At 60.4% G+C, this 17,909-nt stretch carries 16 protein-coding genes and 1 pseudogene; 3 read left to right on the top strand and 14 right to left on the bottom strand.

The annotated features are described in order from the left end of the window. Window positions 1–279: 279 nt before the first annotated feature. The 3 genes from clpB to rluD form a co-directional block, all read right to left on the bottom strand. Window positions 280–2,844, bottom strand: a complete 2,565-nt coding sequence (clpB, locus tag ABWL43_RS04000) for an ATP-dependent chaperone ClpB (RefSeq protein ID WP_242194788.1) — start codon at window positions 2,842–2,844, stop codon at window positions 280–282. Window positions 2,845–3,014: 170 nt separating this feature from the next. Beyond that, entirely contained in the window at window positions 3,015–3,740 is a 726-nt protein-coding gene (pgeF, locus tag ABWL43_RS03995) for a peptidoglycan editing factor PgeF (protein WP_404486834.1), read from the bottom strand. Then, window positions 3,737–4,699, bottom strand: a complete 963-nt coding sequence (gene rluD / locus ABWL43_RS03990) for a 23S rRNA pseudouridine(1911/1915/1917) synthase RluD (RefSeq protein ID WP_005784662.1) — start codon at window positions 4,697–4,699, stop codon at window positions 3,737–3,739. The genes pgeF and rluD overlap by 4 nt, the downstream gene beginning before the upstream one ends. Window positions 4,700–4,848: 149 nt before the next feature. Here rluD and ABWL43_RS03985 point away from each other — a divergent pair, with 149 nt between their 5' ends. Both ABWL43_RS03985 and ABWL43_RS03980 read left to right on the top strand, forming a co-directional pair. After that, entirely contained in the window at window positions 4,849–5,874 is a 1,026-nt protein-coding gene (locus ABWL43_RS03985) for an outer membrane protein assembly factor BamD (RefSeq protein WP_106578596.1), read from the top strand. Between the two features lie 125 nt (window positions 5,875–5,999). Next, window positions 6,000–6,233: a PP0621 family protein gene (locus ABWL43_RS03980; RefSeq protein WP_092240641.1), complete on the top strand. Its 234-nt coding sequence runs from the start codon at window positions 6,000–6,002 to the stop codon at window positions 6,231–6,233. Here the strand turns inward: ABWL43_RS03980 and thiO are convergent. The 5 genes from thiO to pilV all read right to left on the bottom strand — a co-directional run bounded on the left by thiO (window position 6,220) and on the right by pilV (window position 9,532). Continuing rightward, window positions 6,220–7,329 (bottom strand): glycine oxidase ThiO, encoded by a 1,110-nt coding sequence (gene thiO, locus ABWL43_RS03975; protein WP_404486831.1) that lies wholly within the window; start codon window positions 7,327–7,329, stop codon window positions 6,220–6,222. The genes ABWL43_RS03980 and thiO overlap by 14 nt on opposite strands. A 62-nt stretch (window positions 7,330–7,391) precedes the next feature. Next, window positions 7,392–7,793 carry a type IV pilin protein gene (locus tag ABWL43_RS03970; protein WP_404486829.1) on the bottom strand — a complete coding sequence of 134 codons (402 nt, stop codon included), beginning with the start codon at window positions 7,791–7,793 and terminating at the stop codon, window positions 7,392–7,394. An 11-nt stretch (window positions 7,794–7,804) separates the two neighbouring features. Next, a complete protein-coding gene (locus ABWL43_RS03965; protein ID WP_404486827.1) occupies window positions 7,805–8,335 on the bottom strand; it encodes a PilX N-terminal domain-containing pilus assembly protein in 531 nt (176 codons plus the stop codon). 7 nt (window positions 8,336–8,342) lie between these two features. Next, a complete protein-coding gene (locus ABWL43_RS03960) occupies window positions 8,343–9,050 on the bottom strand; it encodes a PilW family protein (protein ID WP_404486825.1) in 708 nt (235 codons plus the stop codon). Next, entirely contained in the window at window positions 9,047–9,532 is a 486-nt protein-coding gene (gene pilV, locus ABWL43_RS03955) for a type IV pilus modification protein PilV (protein ID WP_404486823.1), read from the bottom strand. Before pilV ends, ABWL43_RS03960 begins: the two co-directional genes overlap by 4 nt. A 206-nt stretch (window positions 9,533–9,738) precedes the next feature. Here pilV and ABWL43_RS03950 point away from each other — a divergent pair. Continuing rightward, window positions 9,739–10,319 (top strand): annotated as a pseudogene (locus ABWL43_RS03950) (GspH/FimT family pseudopilin). Here the strand turns inward: ABWL43_RS03950 and ispH are convergent. The 6 genes from ispH to murJ form a co-directional block, all read right to left on the bottom strand. Continuing rightward, window positions 10,273–11,220, bottom strand: a complete 948-nt coding sequence (ispH, locus tag ABWL43_RS03945) for a 4-hydroxy-3-methylbut-2-enyl diphosphate reductase (protein WP_083360219.1) — start codon at window positions 11,218–11,220, stop codon at window positions 10,273–10,275. The pseudogene ABWL43_RS03950 and the gene ispH overlap by 47 nt on opposite strands. A gap of 184 nt (window positions 11,221–11,404) precedes the next feature. After that, window positions 11,405–11,842 carry an FKBP-type peptidyl-prolyl cis-trans isomerase gene (gene fkpB, locus ABWL43_RS03940; protein ID WP_010213263.1) on the bottom strand — a complete coding sequence of 146 codons (438 nt, stop codon included), beginning with the start codon at window positions 11,840–11,842 and terminating at the stop codon, window positions 11,405–11,407. 7 nt (window positions 11,843–11,849) lie between these two features. Continuing rightward, window positions 11,850–12,359, bottom strand: coding sequence for a signal peptidase II (gene lspA / locus ABWL43_RS03935; protein WP_106578588.1), 510 nt, complete (start codon window positions 12,357–12,359; stop codon window positions 11,850–11,852). Beyond that, window positions 12,352–15,183 carry an isoleucine--tRNA ligase gene (gene ileS, locus ABWL43_RS03930; protein WP_404486820.1) on the bottom strand — a complete coding sequence of 944 codons (2,832 nt, stop codon included), beginning with the start codon at window positions 15,181–15,183 and terminating at the stop codon, window positions 12,352–12,354. The genes lspA and ileS overlap by 8 nt, the downstream gene beginning before the upstream one ends. A 14-nt stretch (window positions 15,184–15,197) precedes the next feature. Continuing rightward, entirely contained in the window at window positions 15,198–16,136 is a 939-nt protein-coding gene (gene ribF / locus ABWL43_RS03925; RefSeq protein WP_064450635.1) for a bifunctional riboflavin kinase/FAD synthetase, read from the bottom strand. Window positions 16,137–16,255: 119 nt separating this feature from the next. Next, window positions 16,256–17,794: a murein biosynthesis integral membrane protein MurJ gene (gene murJ, locus ABWL43_RS03920; RefSeq protein WP_145165592.1), complete on the bottom strand. Its 1,539-nt coding sequence runs from the start codon at window positions 17,792–17,794 to the stop codon at window positions 16,256–16,258. Window positions 17,795–17,909 lie beyond the last annotated feature (115 nt).

The raw sequence follows: 17,909 nt of genomic DNA, 5'->3' as shown, positions 1-17,909 counted from the left end.
TTTACTGCGTTGAAACGTTCTCTTCGGCTTGTCCGTATCGCTACGTTCATGTCTCTGAGGCGCGCTATTCTACAATCTTAAAAACCCCTGTCAACCCTTTAAATTGCTTTTAAGACAATGATTTGCGCTTCTTTCTGATTTCTTCTTGGGGAGAAGAAACCCGTGGGCTGACGTTGCTGCGGGGCGCACTTTACAAGCCTTTGCCTTACAGTTCAACGCCCTATCGAAAAAAAAGGCCCCGCAATGCGGGGCCTCCTCTTATAGCCATACAGGCTGGGCTTAGTGGAAGACGATTTCGTCGTTTTCCACAGTCGCCGTGACGCTGGTGCCCGGCATGAAGCTGCCCGACAGGATCAACTGCGCCAATGGGTTCTCGATCCAGCGCTGGATCGCACGTTTCAGTGGCCGTGCGCCATACACCGGGTCGTAACCCACCGCGATCAGCTTGTCCAACGCCTCGCTGCTCAGCTCCAGATCGAGCTCGCGCTCGGCCAAGCGGCCGCGCAGGCGCCCCAACTGGATCTCGGTGATGCCCGCGATCTGATCCCGCGCCAGAGGCTCGAAGATCACCACTTCATCGACCCGGTTGATAAATTCCGGACGGAAATGAGTGGTCAGTGCATCCATCACCGCAGCGCGCTGGCCCTCGCGATCACCCACCAACTCCTGAATCTGCGCCGAGCCCAGGTTGGAGGTCATCACGATCACCGTATTACGGAAATCCACGGTACGCCCGTGGCTGTCCGTCAAACGGCCATCTTCCAGCACCTGCAGCAAGATGTTGAACACATCCGGGTGGGCCTTCTCGACCTCGTCCAGCAGGATCACCGAGTAAGGCTTGCGACGCACGGCTTCGGTCAGGTAACCACCCTCTTCGTAGCCCACGTAGCCTGGTGGGGCGCCGATCAAGCGAGCCACCGAGTGTTTCTCCATGAATTCGGACATATCGATCCGCACCATGGCCTCTTCGGTATCAAACAGGAACTCAGCCAAAGCCTTGCACAGCTCGGTCTTACCCACGCCGGTCGGGCCGAGGAACATGAACGAGCCGCTCGGACGGTTCGGGTCGGACAAGCCGGCCCGGGAACGCCGTACCGCGTTGGACACAGCCACCACGGCCTCTTCCTGGCCGATGACGCGCTGGTGCAACAGGCTTTCCATCTTCAGCAACTTGTCACGCTCGCCTTCGAGCATTTTCGACACCGGAATACCGGTCCACTTCGAAACGACTTCGGCGATTTCTTCCTCGGTCACCTTGCTGCGCAGCAATTGGTTCTCGGGCTTACCATGCTGGTCGACCATTTGCAGGCTGCGCTCCAGGTCCGGGATCACCCCGTACTGCAACTCGGCCATGCGGTTCAGGTCACCTTTACGGCGCGCGGCTTCCAGCTCCTGACGGGACTGCTCGATCTTTTGCTGGATCTGCGCAGAACCCTGCACCTCGGCTTTTTCCGAAGTCCAGATTTCCTCGAGGTCTGAATATTCACGCTCCAGACGCACGATTTCTTCCTGGAGTTTTTCCAGGCGTTTCTTCGCAGCCTCGTCTTCTTCTTTCTTCAGGGCCTGGGACTCAACCTTCAGCTGAATCAGGCGCCGATCCAGACGGTCGAGCACTTCCGGCTTGGAGTCGATCTCCATGCGAATACGGCTGGCCGCTTCGTCGATCAAGTCGATGGCCTTGTCCGGCAACTGGCGGTCAGTAATGTAGCGATGGCTCAATTTGGCCGCCGCAATAATCGCGCCGTCAGTGATCGCCACCTTGTGGTGGACCTCATAGCGTTCTTTCAGGCCACGCAGGATCGCGATGGTGTCTTCTTCGCTGGGTTCTTCCACCAGCACTTTCTGGAAACGACGCTCAAGGGCTGCGTCTTTCTCGATGTACTGGCGATACTCGTTCAGCGTGGTGGCGCCAACGCAATGCAGCTCACCGCGCGCCAATGCGGGCTTGAGCATGTTGCCGGCATCCATCGAGCCCTCGCCTTTACCGGCGCCGACCATGGTGTGCAGTTCGTCGATGAACAGAATGATCTGCCCTTCCTGCTTCGACAGTTCATTAAGCAGGGATTTCAGGCGCTCTTCGAACTCGCCACGGAACTTGGCGCCGGCGATCAGCGAGCCCATGTCCAAAGACAGCAGACGCTTGCCTTTAAGACCGTCCGGCACTTCACCATTAATGATGCGCTGGGCCAGGCCTTCGGCAATCGCGGTTTTACCCACGCCAGGTTCACCGATCAGCACCGGGTTGTTCTTGGTGCGGCGTTGCAGCACCTGGATGGTGCGACGAATTTCGTCATCACGGCCAATCACCGGGTCAAGCTTGCCCTCTTCGGCGCGCTTGGTCAGGTCGACCGTGTATTTGTCCAGGGCCTGGCGCGACTCCTCGTGGTTGGGGTCATTCACCGCCTCGCCGCCACGCAGGTTGTTGATGGCGTTTTCCAGGGCCTTTTTGCTCACGCCCTGGCCCAGCAGCAATTTGCCAAGCTTGCTGTTGTCGTCCATCGCCGCGAGCAGTACCAGTTCGCTGGAGATGAACTGATCACCTTTTTGCTGAGCCAGGCGATCTGCCTGGTTAAGCAGGCGCGCCAGGTCCTGCGACATGTTCACGTCGCCGGTAGGGTTTTGGATTTTTGGCAGTTGGTCGAGCTCTTTGCTCAACTCTTTGCGCAGGCTGTTGACGTCAAAGCCCACCTGCATCAGCAAGGGCTTGATAGAACCACCTTGCTGTTCCAGAAGCGCCTGCATCAAGTGCGCAGGCTCAATGGCCGGATGGTCGAGGCCGACCGCCAGGGATTGGGAGTCCGATAGAGCTAACTGCAATTTGCTGGTTAAACGATCAATACGCATTAGTCACCTTCCTTTTGAGCAGGCCGGAGCTATGTGCGAGCGAGCTTGCTCGCGAAAAACGCATCCTGAATGAAGAAACCTGCCAGATACCCCTATAGATGGGGTGGATTCTGCAAGATTCAAGCGGGCTATCGTGGATGTGGATCAGCGTTGACCCAAGTCAAGAGAGTCTAGCGCTCAAGCCAGATAAGGGAGGCAAATCGACCCGTGCGAGGGCTGCGACGGTAAGAAAAGAAGCGCGGGTCAGTCACGGTGCAATAACCGCCACCATAGACAGCGGTGATTCCACGTGCGGCGAGCCGCAGGCGCGCCAACTGGTAGATGTCGGCCATGTACTTGGCGGGATTGTGGCTTGGCACGAAGGCTTCGGCGGTCGTTGGCAGCTGCTGCATGAAGGCTTCACGCACCTCCGGGCCGACCTCAAAGGCTTGCGGGCCAATGGCAGGGCCCAGCCAGACCAATACATCGGCAGGCTCGCAGCCCAGGCTTTCGAAAGCCGCTTCGAGCACACCCGCTGCCAGCCCACGCCAACCGGCATGGGCGGCCGCCACGCGAGTACCGGCGCGGTTGCAGAACAACGCGGGCAGGCAGTCGGCAGTCATGGATGTGCAGGCGATACCAGGCGTGCTGGTCCAGCTGCCATCGGCTTCGGCGATGCGCGAGGGGTCAGCCTCGACCACGGTCACCCCGTGAACTTGGCGCAGCCACGCGGGCTGAATATCAAAGGCATCGGTCAGGCGACGGCGATTTTCAAGGACGGCTTCCAGGCTGTCATCAACACGATCGCCCAGGTTGAGGCTGTCGAACGGCGCCAGACTGACGCCGCCCGCACGGGTGGTGACGCAGGCTTTAACCTGAGCCGGCGCAGGCCAGTCAGGAATCAGCCAGTCATTCATCCGATAAACGCCTCGCGATCCTGCTTGAGCAGCGACAACAACCAGACCAGATCGTCTGGAAGAGGCGATTCCCAGCTCATTCGCTTACCGCTCGTCGGATGATCCAGCTCCAGGAAACGTGCATGCAGTGCCTGACGCGGGAAGGATTTCAGCGATTCAACCATGGTCTGACTCGCCGCCGGCGGAATACGGAAGCGACCGCCGTAGGCCGGATCTCCGACCAACGGGAAGTTAATGTGCGCCATGTGCACGCGGATCTGGTGCGTACGGCCGGTTTCCAGCTTGACCCGCACGTGAGTGTGGGACCGGAAACGCTCCAGCACACGGTAGTGGCTGACGGCCTGCTTGCCGCCTTCCATCACCGCCATACGCTGACGCTGCTGGCCGTGGCGGCCGATAGGGGCGTTGATCTTGCCACCCGCCACCACCACGCCGATCACGATGCACTCGTAGATGCGGCTGACGCTACGGCTCTGCAACTGTGTGACCAGTTGCGTCTGGGCCTGGATGGTCTTGGCCACCACCATCAAGCCGGTGGTGTCCTTGTCCAGGCGGTGCACGATGCCGCAGCGCGGTACATTGATGATGTCCGGCACGTGGTGCAGCAAGGCATTGAGCAAGGTGCCATCAGCGTGCCCGGCGGCCGGGTGAACCACCAGGCCTGCGGGTTTATTGATGACCAGGATGTCGTCGTCTTCATAGACGATGTCCAGCTCGATGTCCTGGGCGACCCATTCTCCCTGGGCTTCCTGCTCGGCAGTCAGCTCAAGAATCGCACCGCCATGGACTATGTCTCGCGGGCGGATAACCGCTCCATCCACAGTCAGGCGGCCGTCTTTGATCCAGGCGGAAAGGCGCGAGCGCGAGTGCTCAGCGAATAATTGTGCGGCGACTTGATCGAGGCGTTGGCCGCCCAATTCGGACGGCACCTCTGCGCGAAGTTCAATTTTATCGGACATGCTCAGACTAGGCGTGGCACAGCCTTTGGTTTCGGCTGCGCGCTTGTGGTTAAATACGGCGTCTTTTGCCCCGAGGCTTTCAACGGGGCGCTCATCATAACAGGACGGCCCCGCCCAAGACAGCGGCCGTCATAGGGACGCAAGCCGCCATGCAAGTGAAACACCTGCTGCTGATCGCCATCCTCGCCATGACTGCTGCTTGCTCGTCAACAAAGGAAGTCGTCGACGAAAACCTGAGCGAAGTCGAGCTGTATCAATTAGCTCAAAAAGACTTGGACAATAATAGCTACACCAGTGCCACAGCCAAGCTGAAGGCCCTGGAGTCACGTTATCCGTTCGGGCGCTACGCCGACCAGGCACAGCTCGAGCTGATCTACGCCAACTACAAGAACGCCGAGCCGGAAGCTGCCAAGTCCGCCGCCGAGCGTTTTATCCGCCTGCACCCGCAGCATCCGAACGTGGACTACGCCTACTACATGAAGGGCCTGACCTCGTTCGACCAGGACGTGGGCCTGCTGGCGCGCTTCCTGCCGCTGGACATGACCAAGCGTGACCCCGGCGCTGCCCGCGACTCCTACAACGAGTTCGCCCAGCTGACCAGCCGCTACCCCAACAGCCGCTACGCGCCGGACGCCAAGCAGCGCATGATCTACCTGCGCAACCTGCTGGCGTCCTACGAGATTCACGTGGCTGACTACTACCTGACCCGTCAGGCATACGTGGCTGCCGCCAACCGTGGGCGCTATGTAGTGGAAAACTTCCAGGAAACCCCTTCCGTGGGTGACGGCCTGGCGGTGATGACCGAGGCTTACCAGGCATTGCACCTGGATGCATTGGCAGCCACCAGCCTGGAAACCCTGAAGCTCAACTACCCAGACTCGCCAAGCTTGAAAGACGGCCAGTTTGTGCCTCGGGTTGCCGAAACAGACAACCGTTCGTGGCTGAGCAAGTACACCCTGGGCCTGATCAGTTCCCGTCCACCCTTGCCGCCGGGCGAAACCCGCGCCAACCAGGACGTGATCAAACAGTTCCAGGACGCCAAGGAAGCAATTCCGTCGGAGCTCAAGCCGCATGACGAGAATGGCGATGTGATCGAAGAGCAAGAGCCGCAGGCCCTTGGCAACAACGAAGATCGTTCGTGGTTCAGCTACATGACGTTCGGCGTATTCGACTGATTGCACCCAGCGTCATCAAGAAGGAGCCTTTCGAGGCTCCTTTTTTATTGCCCGGCGTTATTGCGCTGTGCGCCTGCCACGACCTTGGCTAAACTGGCGCATTCCTTGTCGAGAAACTGCCCATCATGCTTCGTCTACTGTTCTGGATTGCCGTCATTGCTGCCGCGGTATGGTTCTGGCGCAAATTCAAAAGCCCGGCCGCCCGGCAGCAACGCGCCAGCGAGCCTGACGCAGCCCTGATGGTGCGCTGCGCCCACTGCGGCGTGCACTTGCCGCAGGATCGCGCGCTGAGTTCACGCCAGGAGTGGTATTGCACTCAGGCACACCTGGAACAGGGGCCGAAGTCTATCCAGCGTTGATTCGACCTGCGGGCGCATAAGGCACCGGGTCAATGATCGGCGTATGCCCCAGCAACAAGTCGGCAAACAACTGGCAGGATGCCGGCGCAAGCACCAAGCCATTGCGGTAATGCCCGCAATTGAGCCACAACCCTTTGAAGCCCGGGACTTCACCGATATAAGGGATACCTTCCGGTGAGCCGGGCCGCAAACCGGCCCAATGCCCCACGACCTCGGCGTCCGCCAAGGCAGGAATCAACTCCACAGCCGAAGCCTTGAGGCTTTCCAGCGCTGAGTCGGTCGGGGTCTTGTCGAACCCTTCGTGTTCAAGCGTGCTGCCGATCAGAATGTGCCCATCACGCCGTGGGATCGCATAACGCCCCTTGGCCAGGACCATGCTCGAAAGGAAATCCGAGGCGCATTTGTACAAAATCATTTGGCCTTTGACCGGCTCCACCGGCAGCGCCAAGCCCAACTTGCCAAGCAACTCACCGCTCCAGGCACCCGCAGCCAACACTATCTGGTCGCCAAGAATCGGTCCCGCAGCGGTATTCACGCCCACTACGTCTTCGCCTTCAAGTACAAAACCCTGCACTTCGCACTGCTCATGAAGGGTCACACCAGGCAGCGCCAACAGCGCCGCCTTGAGGGATTTGACCAGGCGCGGGTTGCGCACATTGGCCACGTCCGCCATGTAAATCGCCTGGGAATACCCGCCGCCCAGTACCGGCACGGCATCGTGCGCAGCCGACACATCCACTTTGCTCAGCGGCCGTCCCTCGCGGGCAGCCCAGGCCAACGCCTGGGCCTCGTCTTCCAGGTCCAGCCAGTACAGGCCCGTGGTATGAACCTCTGGATCAACACCCGTGGCCGCGAACAGACGTTCGGCCAATTGCGGATAAAAATCCTGGGACCAATGCGCCAGCGCGGTGACCGCCGGGCTATAGCGCCACGGATACAGCGGCGACACGATCCCGCCGCCGGCCCAGGAGGACTCCTGGCCAAGCCCGGAGCGCTCCAGCAGTATGACGGCCTGCCCTTGGGTGGCCAGGTTGTACGCCGTCAACAACCCGATTACTCCGCCACCGACAATCACCACTTGCTGTTGCTTAGCCATCATTTGATCCAGCCGATAAAAAGGGAAAAGCGCACCGGGCGCCCACTCATCCAGCACTCTCATCATTGCCCCCAGCACGCCTTGCGCGACATTCCAGGTGCCGCGCCCGGGTTGCTGCGCACGCCGGAGCTGCTCAGGCTGAATTCAGCGCAAGGGTCGCCTGCCATGGCTGAGCCGACGGCAGGCGTGGCAACCAGGGTGAAGTCCTGAGGGTTCAATGCAGCGCCGATTCTATAGCGTTCATTGCCCGCACTGACGCCGCTTGCATCAATAAAAGTGCCGTTGCGCGTGTAAAAGCGCTCCAGGTAATGGACTTGCTCGGACAACAACGCAACGATTTCTGCGCGATAGGCCTTTTTTACATGCCCGGTATACGCCGGGTAAGCGATCCCGGCCAGAAACGCAATGATCGCGACAGCGATCAATAACTCGATCAAGGTAAAACCCCGGCAATCCTTGCCCATTGATACGCTCCTTATTGAAGTTGCCGCCATAAAATCCGACGAAATCTCGCCCCTGCTGCTTCGTTGACCTGCGCATAGACCGTCTCCAGAACGGTGCGCGATTGGCCACTGAAGCCCACCGCCGTCACGCGGTATAACCTGGCAGATGTGTGCAGAGGTAAACCCGTCAGCCCTGTGCCCTGCCCCAGCACTTGAATGCCGTACAGACCGCCCTTGAAGGCAACCCAACTGACCGCTGAAGCAGAACGCTGCCCGGCGCCAACCACAGAAAACGACTCCGGTGGCGGTGCGCAGGCGCTGGTCGACTGGCATAACGGCAACACCGACCCCGCGCGACGGACCATTGATTCCCCCAACCTCAGGCCACTTTCGGCACTTTGAAATGATTGATTGCGATGCCAGACGCCGCTGGCAATCCTTTGCTGGGACACGGCCCCTTGCATCGAGGCCAGGCCAGTCAGTGACAACACCAGCAAAAACACCAGGCTGATCAAGAGGACCATGCCCGTCTGCCGTGGATGGAAGCCGTCAAAGTTGCGCATGATGGCTCTACTCCAACCGGTTGCGCAGCGCTGCCACGACGCTGTAGGCCTGATCCCGAACGCGCCCCGTCGGGTCTCGCAGCGTCATTCGGATACGCACGCTGCGTATCAGTGATTCGTCGGCCGGGGTGGGGTCATAGCGCGCAACGCGAGCCGAGCCGGGCTTGGCTGCCACACCGAAACTGAGGTCGAACGCCTGTACGTTATCCACCAGAACCGCCTTGGCCGGCGCAGCCGGTGTACTGACCTTCAGCTGGCCCGCTTCAAAGGTGTAGGTGAGCTGGCGTATCGCAAACCGGCTCTGGCCAGGCGCGGGCGTCGGCGAGTTGCCCGCATAGGCCTGGGCCGTGGTCATGCAGTCGGAAAGTACCGTCCAGTCTGGCCTGCCACCCTCTCCACTTGCATCCGCGGTGACTAATGTCAGTGACCTCGAGCTGCCCGAGGTGCTCCAGCCGACCGGTCGATCAAAGGCCGCCGGCGCATTATCGATAGAGGCCGTCGCCAGGCAGCCAAACACACCCGCCTGGCGAATGTCCTGAATCATCTTGCCCAGCACAAACCGCGCATCATCCTGCAGCAACATGGCTGCCTGCTGGCTGGCGTGGGTGGCTCGAACACTGATGACGACTTGGCTGACCCCGAGGATCAGCAACAACCCGACAGACAGCGCCAGCAACAGCTCCACCAGGCTGAATCCCCGTGCAAAGCGATTCATTGCGCCACCCCAGACTCGCTGGCAATGCGACTGGCGAGGGTGAAGGTCTCCCGTGCGCCGCTGCGGTTCGCGCCCCTCGCGTCGTCCCAACTGATACTGACGGTCACCTCGCTGCCACTGACCACGACGGAGCCTTTTGCACTCGCTCCGGCAAACCCGACGATATTTGCTTCGAAGTCGTGCAGGTCCAGGTCACGCACGCTGGCGCTGGCCGTACCGAGCGGCGCGCCTTCGGCTCGGCTCCATGAATAGTCGACGCTCGAGTTGGCGCGAACCCGGTCCAGCATGTCGTAGGCAATGAAACTGGCCTGGCTGATCATCCTTGAGCTGTCGGTGTATTTGAGTGCGTTGAGCTGGATCACCGCCGCGCCCAGCAACCCGACCGCAAGAATCAGCACGGCCACCAGCACCTCGATCAGCGTCATGCCGGATTGGTGACGAGGTAAGACGCAGGCAAATTTTAGGTTAGGGCAAACAAGCATCACCGTCGTCATCCCTGTCGAAGGCCGGAGAAAAGCAGGAAAAACCTGCTGTGCGGCCCAAGACTAGCGTCGGTTTTCGGCTGGCGCTGCTGCCGGAACAAAGGGAAATACTTTGGACATAAAGGCCATCACTCCACGCCAGGAACTGGCGGCTATACCTATGCCTGTCACCTGAAACAGTGAACCCGTCCATGGAGGGACGACACATGACGCAACGCGGATTCACCTTGGTCGAGCTTCTGCTGAGCCTGTTGCTGAGCGGCATCCTGGCAAATCTCGCAGTACCCGGTTTCAAAGGCTTGCTCGAGTCACAGCAACGACAAACGGCTGCGCAGGCTTTGGCCAGCGGCATGCGCTATGCGCGCACCGAGGCCATTGCGCGCAATCGCGCGGTAATCATTCACGCGCGGGATGAAAACTGGAGCCAGGGATGGCGAGTGATACTGGACGAAAGCGGACGCGGCCACCTGGACGAGAACAATCCGGTGCTGCTGGAACGACAGGACAGCGGGCAGGTACCGATCGTTGGCAATGGGCCCGTGAAGAGCGAGGTACGCTTCAGCGGATTGGGCGAGCCGATTTTTTCAGCGGGAGGGTTCCGTGCAGGCACTGTGCACGTGTGCGACGCGGATCAGGCGCAAAGCCTGTTTCAGGTGGTACTTGCCCCAGCGGGCGCATCAGCCTGCGCAGTGACACCACCGAGCAGGCGTTATGCCGGAATGACTCCGGCACCTTGGCACTCAGAGCAGCGAGCGAACCCGCAGCTCCTTGGGCATGGAGAACGTGATGTTCTCTTCACGGCCAGCCAATTCATCGGCACCGGTGGCACCCCATGCCTGCAGTTGCTGGATCACACCGCGCACCAGCACTTCCGGCGCCGACGCGCCCGCGGTAATGCCGATACGCTCGACACCGTCGAACCAGCTGCGCTGCATGTCTTCAGCGCCGTCGATCAGGTAGGCCGGCGTGGCCATGCGCTCGGCCAGTTCGCGTAAGCGGTTGGAGTTGGAGCTGTTGGGGCTGCCAACCACCAGCACGACATCGCACTCATCCGCCAATTGCTTGACCGCGTCTTGACGGTTTTGTGTGGCATAGCAGATGTCGTCTTTGCGCGGGCCACCAATGGCCGGGAATCGCGTGCGCAAGGCGTCGATTACACGGCTGGTATCGTCCATCGACAAGGTGGTCTGCGTGACAAAGGCCAGCCGCTCGGGGTTTTGCACCTGCAAGTTGGCAACGTCTTTTTCGTCTTCCACCAGGTAAATCGCGCCGCCATTGCTGGCGTCGTACTGGCCCATGGTGCCTTCGACTTCCGGGTGGCCGGCATGGCCGATCAGGATGCATTCACGGCCGTCACGGCTGTAGCGCGCGACTTCGATGTGCACTTTGGTCACCAGGGGGCAGGTGGCGTCGAATACCTTGAGGCCGCGGCCGGCAGCCTCGGTGCGCACGGCCTGGGAAACACCGTGCGCGCTGAAGATGACGATAACGTCGTCCGGCACCTGATCGAGCTCTTCGACAAAGATGGCACCGCGGGCGCGCAGGTCTTCAACCACAAATTTGTTGTGGACGACTTCATGACGCACGTAAATCGGCGGCCCGAAGACTTCCAGGGCGCGATTGACGATTTCGATCGCCCGGTCCACACCGGCGCAGAAGCCACGGGGGTTGGCGAGTTTGATTTGCATGCTGTGCCTCGTGTCTTGCAGGGCAAGAAATTGGATCAACTCAACTCTACAGGAGTGAGCCCCTGTGGGCGCCGGGGTTGCCCGCGATGCAGACGACTGGGTGTATCAGGTACACCGAGGTGATGCTATCGCAGGCAGGCCAGCTCCCACATAAACCAGCCCCCACAGGAGCCAGCGTCGTTGATCAGAGCGCTTTAACGTCGATGATTTCAACGTCAAACGTCAAGGTTTTACCGGCCAACGGGTGGTTGAAGTCGATGGTCACTTGCGCGTCATCGAAGGTTTTCACCACACCAGGCAGCTCGGTATTCGCCGCATCATTAAAGATCACCAACAGGCCTTCCGACAGGTCCATGTCCTGGAACTGCGAACGCGGGATGATCTGCACGTTTTGCGGGTTGGGCTGGCCAAAGGCGTTTTCCGGCAGGATCTGCAGGGTACGCTTGTCGCCGGCCTTGAAACCGAACAGCGCCGCTTCAAAACCCGGCAGCAGGTTGCCGTCGCCGACCTTGAAGGTCGCCGGGGCTTTGTCGAACGTGCTGTCGACCGTGTCGCCGTTCTCCAGGCGCAGTGCGAAATGCAAAGTGACTTCCGTGTTCTGGCCGATGCGTTGCTCAGCCAATACCTGATCAGTCATTGACGGTCTCTCCGGTTTTCTTGCTTTTGAACATGTCCAACGCCAGCATGATTGCACCGACGGTGATGGCGCTGTCGGCAAAGTTGAACGCCGGGAAATACCAGCGGTTCTGCCAATGCACCAGGATAAAGTCGATCACATGGCCCAGGGCAATGCGGTCGTACAGGTTGCCCAGCGCACCGCCCAGCACCAGGGCCAGGGCGATAGCCAGCCAGGTGTCATCGCGACCCAGGCGCTTAAGCCAGACCACCAGGACTGCACTGACCACGACCGCGATCAACGCGAACAGCCAGCGCTGCCAGCCGGAGCTGTCAGCGAGGAAGCTGAAGGCAGCGCCGGTGTTGTAGGCCAGGGTCCAGCTGAAGTAGTCAGGGATGACCACGATCTGCTGGTACATCTGCAAGGCGCCTTCGAAGTGAGCCTTGCTGAGCTGGTCAATGACCAGCACCAGCACGCTCAGTACGAGCCAGCCCAGACGTCCGAAACGGCTGGTGTTAGGCATAGTGGCGAACCTCGCCAGCACCGCTGATGTTGTCGACGCAACGACCGCAGATTTCCGGATGCTCGGGGTTCACGCCAACGTCTTCACGGCAGTGCCAGCAACGGGCGCACTTAGGAAAGGCCGACTTGACCACTTGAAGCTTGAGGCCCGGCACTTCGGTAGCCACCGCGTCCGCAGGTGCCTGGGCAAACGGTGCCAGGCTGGCAGTCGAGGTGATCAGCACGAAGCGCAGTTCGTTGCTCAGCTTGGCCAGGTCGGCGCTCAGGCCTTCCTCGGCAAACAGGGTGACTTCGGCTTGCAGGTTGCCACCGACGGCCTTGGCCGCACGCTGCACTTCCAGCTCCTTGTTCACCGCCACTTTGACAGCCATCACGCCTTCCCAGTACTCGCGGCCCAGTTCGAAGTCGGCCGGCAGTTCGGTCAGGCCTTCGTACCAAGTGTTGAGCATCACCGATTCGTTACGCTCGCCCGGCAGGTATTCCCACAGCTCGTCGGCGGTAAAGGCCAGGATCGGCGCGATCCAGCGCACCAGCGCTTCAGAGATGTGGTACAGCGCGGTCTGCGCCGAACGGCGTGCCTTGCTGTTGGCGCCGGTGGTGTACTGGCGGTCCTTGATGATGTCGAGGTAGAAACCACCCAGCTCCTGCACGCAGAAGTTGTGGATCTTGGAGTACACGTTCCAGAAGCGGTATTCGCCGTAGTGTTCCTGCAACTCGCGCTGCAGCAACAGGGTACGGTCCACTGCCCAACGGTCGAGGGCGAGCATGTCCTCGGCCGGCAGCAGGTCGGTGGCCGGGTTGAAACCGGTCAGGTTCGACAGCAGGAAGCGTGCGGTATTACGGATACGGCGGTAGGCATCAGCGCTACGGGCCAGGATCTGGTCCGACACGGCGATTTCGCCCGAATAATCGGTCGAGGCTACCCACAGACGCATGATGTCGGCGCCCAGGGTTTCATTGATCTTCTTCGGCTCGATCACGTTTTTCAGCGACTTGGACATCTTGCGGCCCGTCTCGTCGACGGTAAAACCGTGGGTCAGCAGTTCGCGGTATGGCGCGTGGTTGTCGATGGCGCAGCCGGTCAACAAGGAGGAGTGGAACCAGCCGCGGTGTTGGTCCGAACCTTCCAGGTACAGGTCGGCACGCGGGCCGGTCTCGTGGCCCATCGGGTGCGAACCGCGCAGCACGTGCCAGTGAGTGGTGCCGGAGTCGAACCACACGTCGAGGGTGTCGCTGATCTTGTCGTACAGCGGCGCTTCGTCGCCCAGCAGCTCGGCGGCGTCCAGCTTGAACCAGGCTTCGATGCCTTCCTGCTCAACACGCAGGGCGACTTCTTCCATCAGTTCGACGGTACGTGGGTGCAGCTCGCCGCTTTCCTTGTTGAGGAAGAACGGGATTGGCACGCCCCAGTTACGCTGACGGGAGATGCACCAGTCCGGGCGGTTGGCGATCATCGAGTGCAGGCGCGCCTGGCCCCAGGCCGGGACGAACTTGGTGTCTTCGATGGCTTTGAGCGAGCGCACACGCAGGGTGTCGCCGCTGGTCGGCTCTTTGTCCATGCCGATAAACCACTGCGCAGTGGCGCGGTAGATCAACGGGGTCTTGTGGCGCCAGCAGTGCATGTAGCTGTGCTTGATGGTTTCGGTGTGCAGCAGCGAACCGACTTCACGCAGCTTATCGATGATTGGCTCGTTAGCCTTGAAGATGAACTGGCCGCCGAAGAACTCCAGCGACGGCGCGTAAACGCCATTGCTCTGCACCGGGTTGAGGATGTCGTCGTTGACCATGCCGTAGGCTTTGCAGGTCACAAAGTCGTCAACGCCGTAGGCCGGTGCGGAGTGAACCACACCCGTGCCCGAACCCAGCTCAACGTAGTCAGCCAGGTACACCGGCGACAGGCGGTCATAGAACGGGTGGCGGAAGTTGATCAGTTCCAGCGCGGTACCGGTCGTCGTGGCGATCACCGAACCTTGCAGCTCGTAACGCGCCAGGCAGGCTTCGACCATTTCTTCAGCGAGCACCAGCAGGCGACCACCGACGTCCACCAGGGCGTAGGTGAATTCCGGGTGAACGTTGAGCGCCTGGTTGGCCGGGATGGTCCACGGGGTGGTGGTCCAGATCACGATGGCAGCCGGTTTGCTCAGGCTTGCCAGGCCAAAGGCCTCAGCCAGCTTGGCGTCGTCGGCGATCGGGAAGGCCACGTCGATGGTCGAGGACTTCTTGTCTTCGTACTCGACTTCCGCCTCGGCCAGGGCCGAACCGCAGTCGAAGCACCAGTTCACGGGCTTGAGGCCCTTGAACACGAAACCGCCCTTGACGATTTCAGCCAAGGCACGGATTTCCCCGGCCTCGTTCTTGAAGTTCATGGTTTTGTACGGGTTGTCCCACTCGCCCAACACGCCCAGGCGGATGAATTCGGACTTCTGCCCTTCGATCTGTTCGGTGGCGTAGGCACGGCACAGTTCGCGGGTTTTATCCGCGCCCAGGTTCTTGCCGTAAGTCACTTCGACTTTGTGCTCGATTGGCAGGCCATGGCAGTCCCAGCCCGGAACATAAGGTGCGTCGAAACCCGACAGGGTTTTAGAGCGCAGGATCATGTCCTTGAGAATTTTGTTCAGCGCATGACCGATGTGAATCGTGCCGTTGGCATAAGGAGGGCCGTCGTGCAGGACGAATTTCGGACGATCCTTGCCAATTTCGCGCAACTTTCCGTACAGGCCAATACTGTCCCAGCGCTGCAGGATCTGCGGTTCGCGCTGTGGCAGGCCGGCCTTCATTGGGAAGGCGGTGTCCGGAAGGTTTAGCGTGGCTTTATAGTCGGTCATTTAAGGCTCTTCGGTTAGCGATGGGCGCTAGGTGCGGCTAGTGCACGGGCGGCGGCGACATCCGCATTGATCGCCGTTTTCAACGCCTCAAGCGAGGCGAAACGCTGCTCTTCACGCAGCTTCTGGTGGAAAACCACCGTCAAACGCCGGTCATACAAATCACCGGCAAAATCCAAAAGGTGAACTTCCAGGTGGGCCTTGCCATCACCTGCAACCGTGGGCCTGACGCCTATGTTGGCGACTCCCGGCCACGATTGGCCGTCGATGTCGACGCTCACCAGGTAAACCCCGGTGAGTGGCACACGACGGCGCTTGAGTTGCACGTTGGCGGTTGGCGTGCCCAGTTGGCGCGCCAGCTTCTGGCCGTGCAGTACCCGCCCGGCAATGCGGAACGGGCGACCGAGCAAACGCTCGGCCAAGGCGAAGTCGGCAGCGGCCAGGGCGTTACGCACCTGGGTACTGCTCACGCGCAGGCCGTCCAGTTCGACGGTTTGCGCGGCTTCGACGGTAAAACCTTGATTCACACCGGCGTGTTGCAGGAAGTCGAAATCCCCGACGCGGTCGCAACCGAAACGGAAGTCGTCGCCGACCTCCAGGTGCTGTACGCCCAGGCCATCTACCAGGATACGGTCGACGAACTCCGCGGCGCTGAGGCTTTGCAGACGCTGGTTGAAGGCCAGGCAAAGAACACGGTCCACGCCCTCTTCGGCCAGCAGCTGCAGCTTGTCGCGCAAACGTGCCAACCGTGCCGGCGCCGTTTCAGGGGTAAAGAATTCCCGTGGCTGCGGCTCAAAAATCACCACGCAGCTGGGCACGCCCAACTCGACCGCGCGTTCACGCAGCCGGCCCAGGATAGCCTGGTGGCCACGGTGAACACCGTCAAAGTTGCCAATAGTGGCGACGCAGCCCCGATGCTCGGGGCGCAGGTTGTGGAGACCTCGAACCAGCTGCATAACGCGCTTCTTGCTCATAAAGTGGTCGATTATAACCACACCCGGCCCCGGACGACAGGCAACAGCGCAGGCCAAATGGATCGAATCGATAAAACCATCGTTTTATCGCGGCAAACTCTCTATCCCAGGGACTTGCGATTGAAATCACGCAGACGAAAGCCTTGCAGCAGCAACATCCCGAAGTACACCACCACGCCGGCAACCACCAAAATGCCCAGGCGCATGAAGCGCTCCAGCATATGGCCTTGGTCCCAGGCGGGCATAAAGTGCATCAGGCCCAGCAACACGGCCGACATGGTCGCCACCGCCACGAGCAGCTTGAGGGCGAACATGCCCCAGCCCGGCTGCGGCTGATACATCTGTTGTTTACGCAGTTGGTAAAACAACAGGCCGGCATTGATGCAGGCACCAGCGCTGATGGCCAGGGCCAGGCCGGCGTGAGCCAGCGGACCGATGAACACCAGGTTAAGCAGTTGAGTGACGATCAGAGTGAAGATTGCGATCTTGACCGGTGTGCGGATGTTTTGCTGGGCGTAGAACCCCGGCGCCAGCACCTTGATCACAATAATGCCGAGCAGCCCGACGGAGTAGGCGACCAGCGCACGCTGGGTCATCGAGGCGTCAAACGCGCTGAATTGGCCGTATTGAAACAGCGACACGGTCAGCGGTTCGGCCAGGATGCCCAAGGCCAGAGAACACGGCAGTACCAACATAAAGCACAGGCGCAGGCCCCAATCGAGGATCCGCGAATACTCCTGGCGGTCCTTGCTCGCATAGGTGCGCGACAAGGTTGGCAGCAAAATGGTGCCCAGGGCCACCCCGAGCACGCCGGATGGCAGCTCCATCAGACGGTCGGCGTAGTACATCCAGGACACTGAGCCTGAAACCAGCAGCGAGGCGAACGCGGTGTTGATGATCAGCGATATCTGACTGACGGAGACCCCGAGGATCGCCGGCAACATATTGCGCATCACGCGCCAGACGCCGGTGTCTTTGAGGTTCAGGCGCGGCAGCACGAGCATGCCGATCTTTTTCAGGTGCGGCAGCTGGTACAGCAGTTGCGCCAGGCCACCCGCCAGCACCGCCCAACCCAGGGCCATCACCGGCGGATCGAAGTACGGCGTGAGGAACAGCGCAAAAATAATCATGCTGACGTTCAGCAGCGTCGGCACGAAGGCTGGCACCGAGAAGCGGTTCCAGGTGTTGAGGATCGCCCCAGCCAGGGACGACAGGGAAATCAGCAATATATAAGGAAAGGTCACGCGCAGCAGATCAGTGGTCAGCGCGAATTTTTCCGGGGTATTGGCAAAACCCGGCGCCGTGGCCCAGATCACCCAGGGCGCGGCGAGCATGCCGGCGATGGTGACTAGCATCAGCACCAGCGTCAGCAGGCCCGAAACGTACGCGATAAAGGTGCGGGTGGCTTCTTCGCCCTGCTGGTTTTTGTACTCGGCCAGAATTGGCACGAACGCCTGGGAAAATGCCCCCTCGGCAAAGATGCGTCGCAGCAGGTTGGGCAGTTTAAAGGCAATAAAGAACGCATCCGTGGCCATGCTGGCGCCAAAAATGCGCGCCAGCAGGGTGTCACGCACGAACCCCAAAACCCGGGAGATCATCGTGATAGAGCTGACGGCAGCCAACGATTTGAGCAGATTCATTGAAAGAGTTTGCGCCTATAGATAAAGAGCAGGCGAACAAAGCGCCCACTTATGCGATACTGCGCGCCTGCAACAGCACAGAGCCAAAGCTCGCGAGTTTACAGGTCAAGCGCCG

The organism is Pseudomonas sp. HT11 (genome assembly GCF_044875395.1).
Taxonomy (GTDB): Bacteria; Pseudomonadota; Gammaproteobacteria; order Pseudomonadales; family Pseudomonadaceae; genus Aquipseudomonas.
This window is presented reverse-complemented; position numbering and strand designations above follow the sequence as displayed.

Bases quoted from the DNA above. Each gene is read 5' to 3' on its own strand.
- clpB (WP_242194788.1), bottom strand. From the start codon at position 2,844: ATGCGTATTGATCGTTTAACCAGCAAATTGCAGTTAGCTCTATCGGAC.
- pgeF (WP_404486834.1), bottom strand. From the start codon at position 3,740: ATGAATGACTGGCTGATTCCTGACTGGCCTGCGCCGGCTCAGGTTAAA.
- rluD (WP_005784662.1), bottom strand. From the start codon at position 4,699: ATGTCCGATAAAATTGAACTTCGCGCAGAGGTGCCGTCCGAATTGGGC.
- ABWL43_RS03985 (WP_106578596.1), top strand. From the start codon at position 4,849: ATGCAAGTGAAACACCTGCTGCTGATCGCCATCCTCGCCATGACTGCT.
- ABWL43_RS03980 (WP_092240641.1), top strand. From the start codon at position 6,000: ATGCTTCGTCTACTGTTCTGGATTGCCGTCATTGCTGCCGCGGTATGG.
- thiO (WP_404486831.1), bottom strand. From the start codon at position 7,329: ATGGCTAAGCAACAGCAAGTGGTGATTGTCGGTGGCGGAGTAATCGGG.
- ABWL43_RS03970 (WP_404486829.1), bottom strand. From the start codon at position 7,793: ATGGGCAAGGATTGCCGGGGTTTTACCTTGATCGAGTTATTGATCGCT.
- ABWL43_RS03965 (WP_404486827.1), bottom strand. From the start codon at position 8,335: ATGCGCAACTTTGACGGCTTCCATCCACGGCAGACGGGCATGGTCCTC.
- ABWL43_RS03960 (WP_404486825.1), bottom strand. From the start codon at position 9,050: ATGAATCGCTTTGCACGGGGATTCAGCCTGGTGGAGCTGTTGCTGGCG.
- pilV (WP_404486823.1), bottom strand. From the start codon at position 9,532: ATGCTTGTTTGCCCTAACCTAAAATTTGCCTGCGTCTTACCTCGTCAC.
- ispH (WP_083360219.1), bottom strand. From the start codon at position 11,220: ATGCAAATCAAACTCGCCAACCCCCGTGGCTTCTGCGCCGGTGTGGAC.
- lspA (WP_106578588.1), bottom strand. From the start codon at position 12,359: ATGCCTAACACCAGCCGTTTCGGACGTCTGGGCTGGCTCGTACTGAGC.
- ileS (WP_404486820.1), bottom strand. From the start codon at position 15,183: ATGACCGACTATAAAGCCACGCTAAACCTTCCGGACACCGCCTTCCCA.
- ribF (WP_064450635.1), bottom strand. From the start codon at position 16,136: ATGCAGCTGGTTCGAGGTCTCCACAACCTGCGCCCCGAGCATCGGGGC.
- murJ (WP_145165592.1), bottom strand. From the start codon at position 17,794: ATGAATCTGCTCAAATCGTTGGCTGCCGTCAGCTCTATCACGATGATC.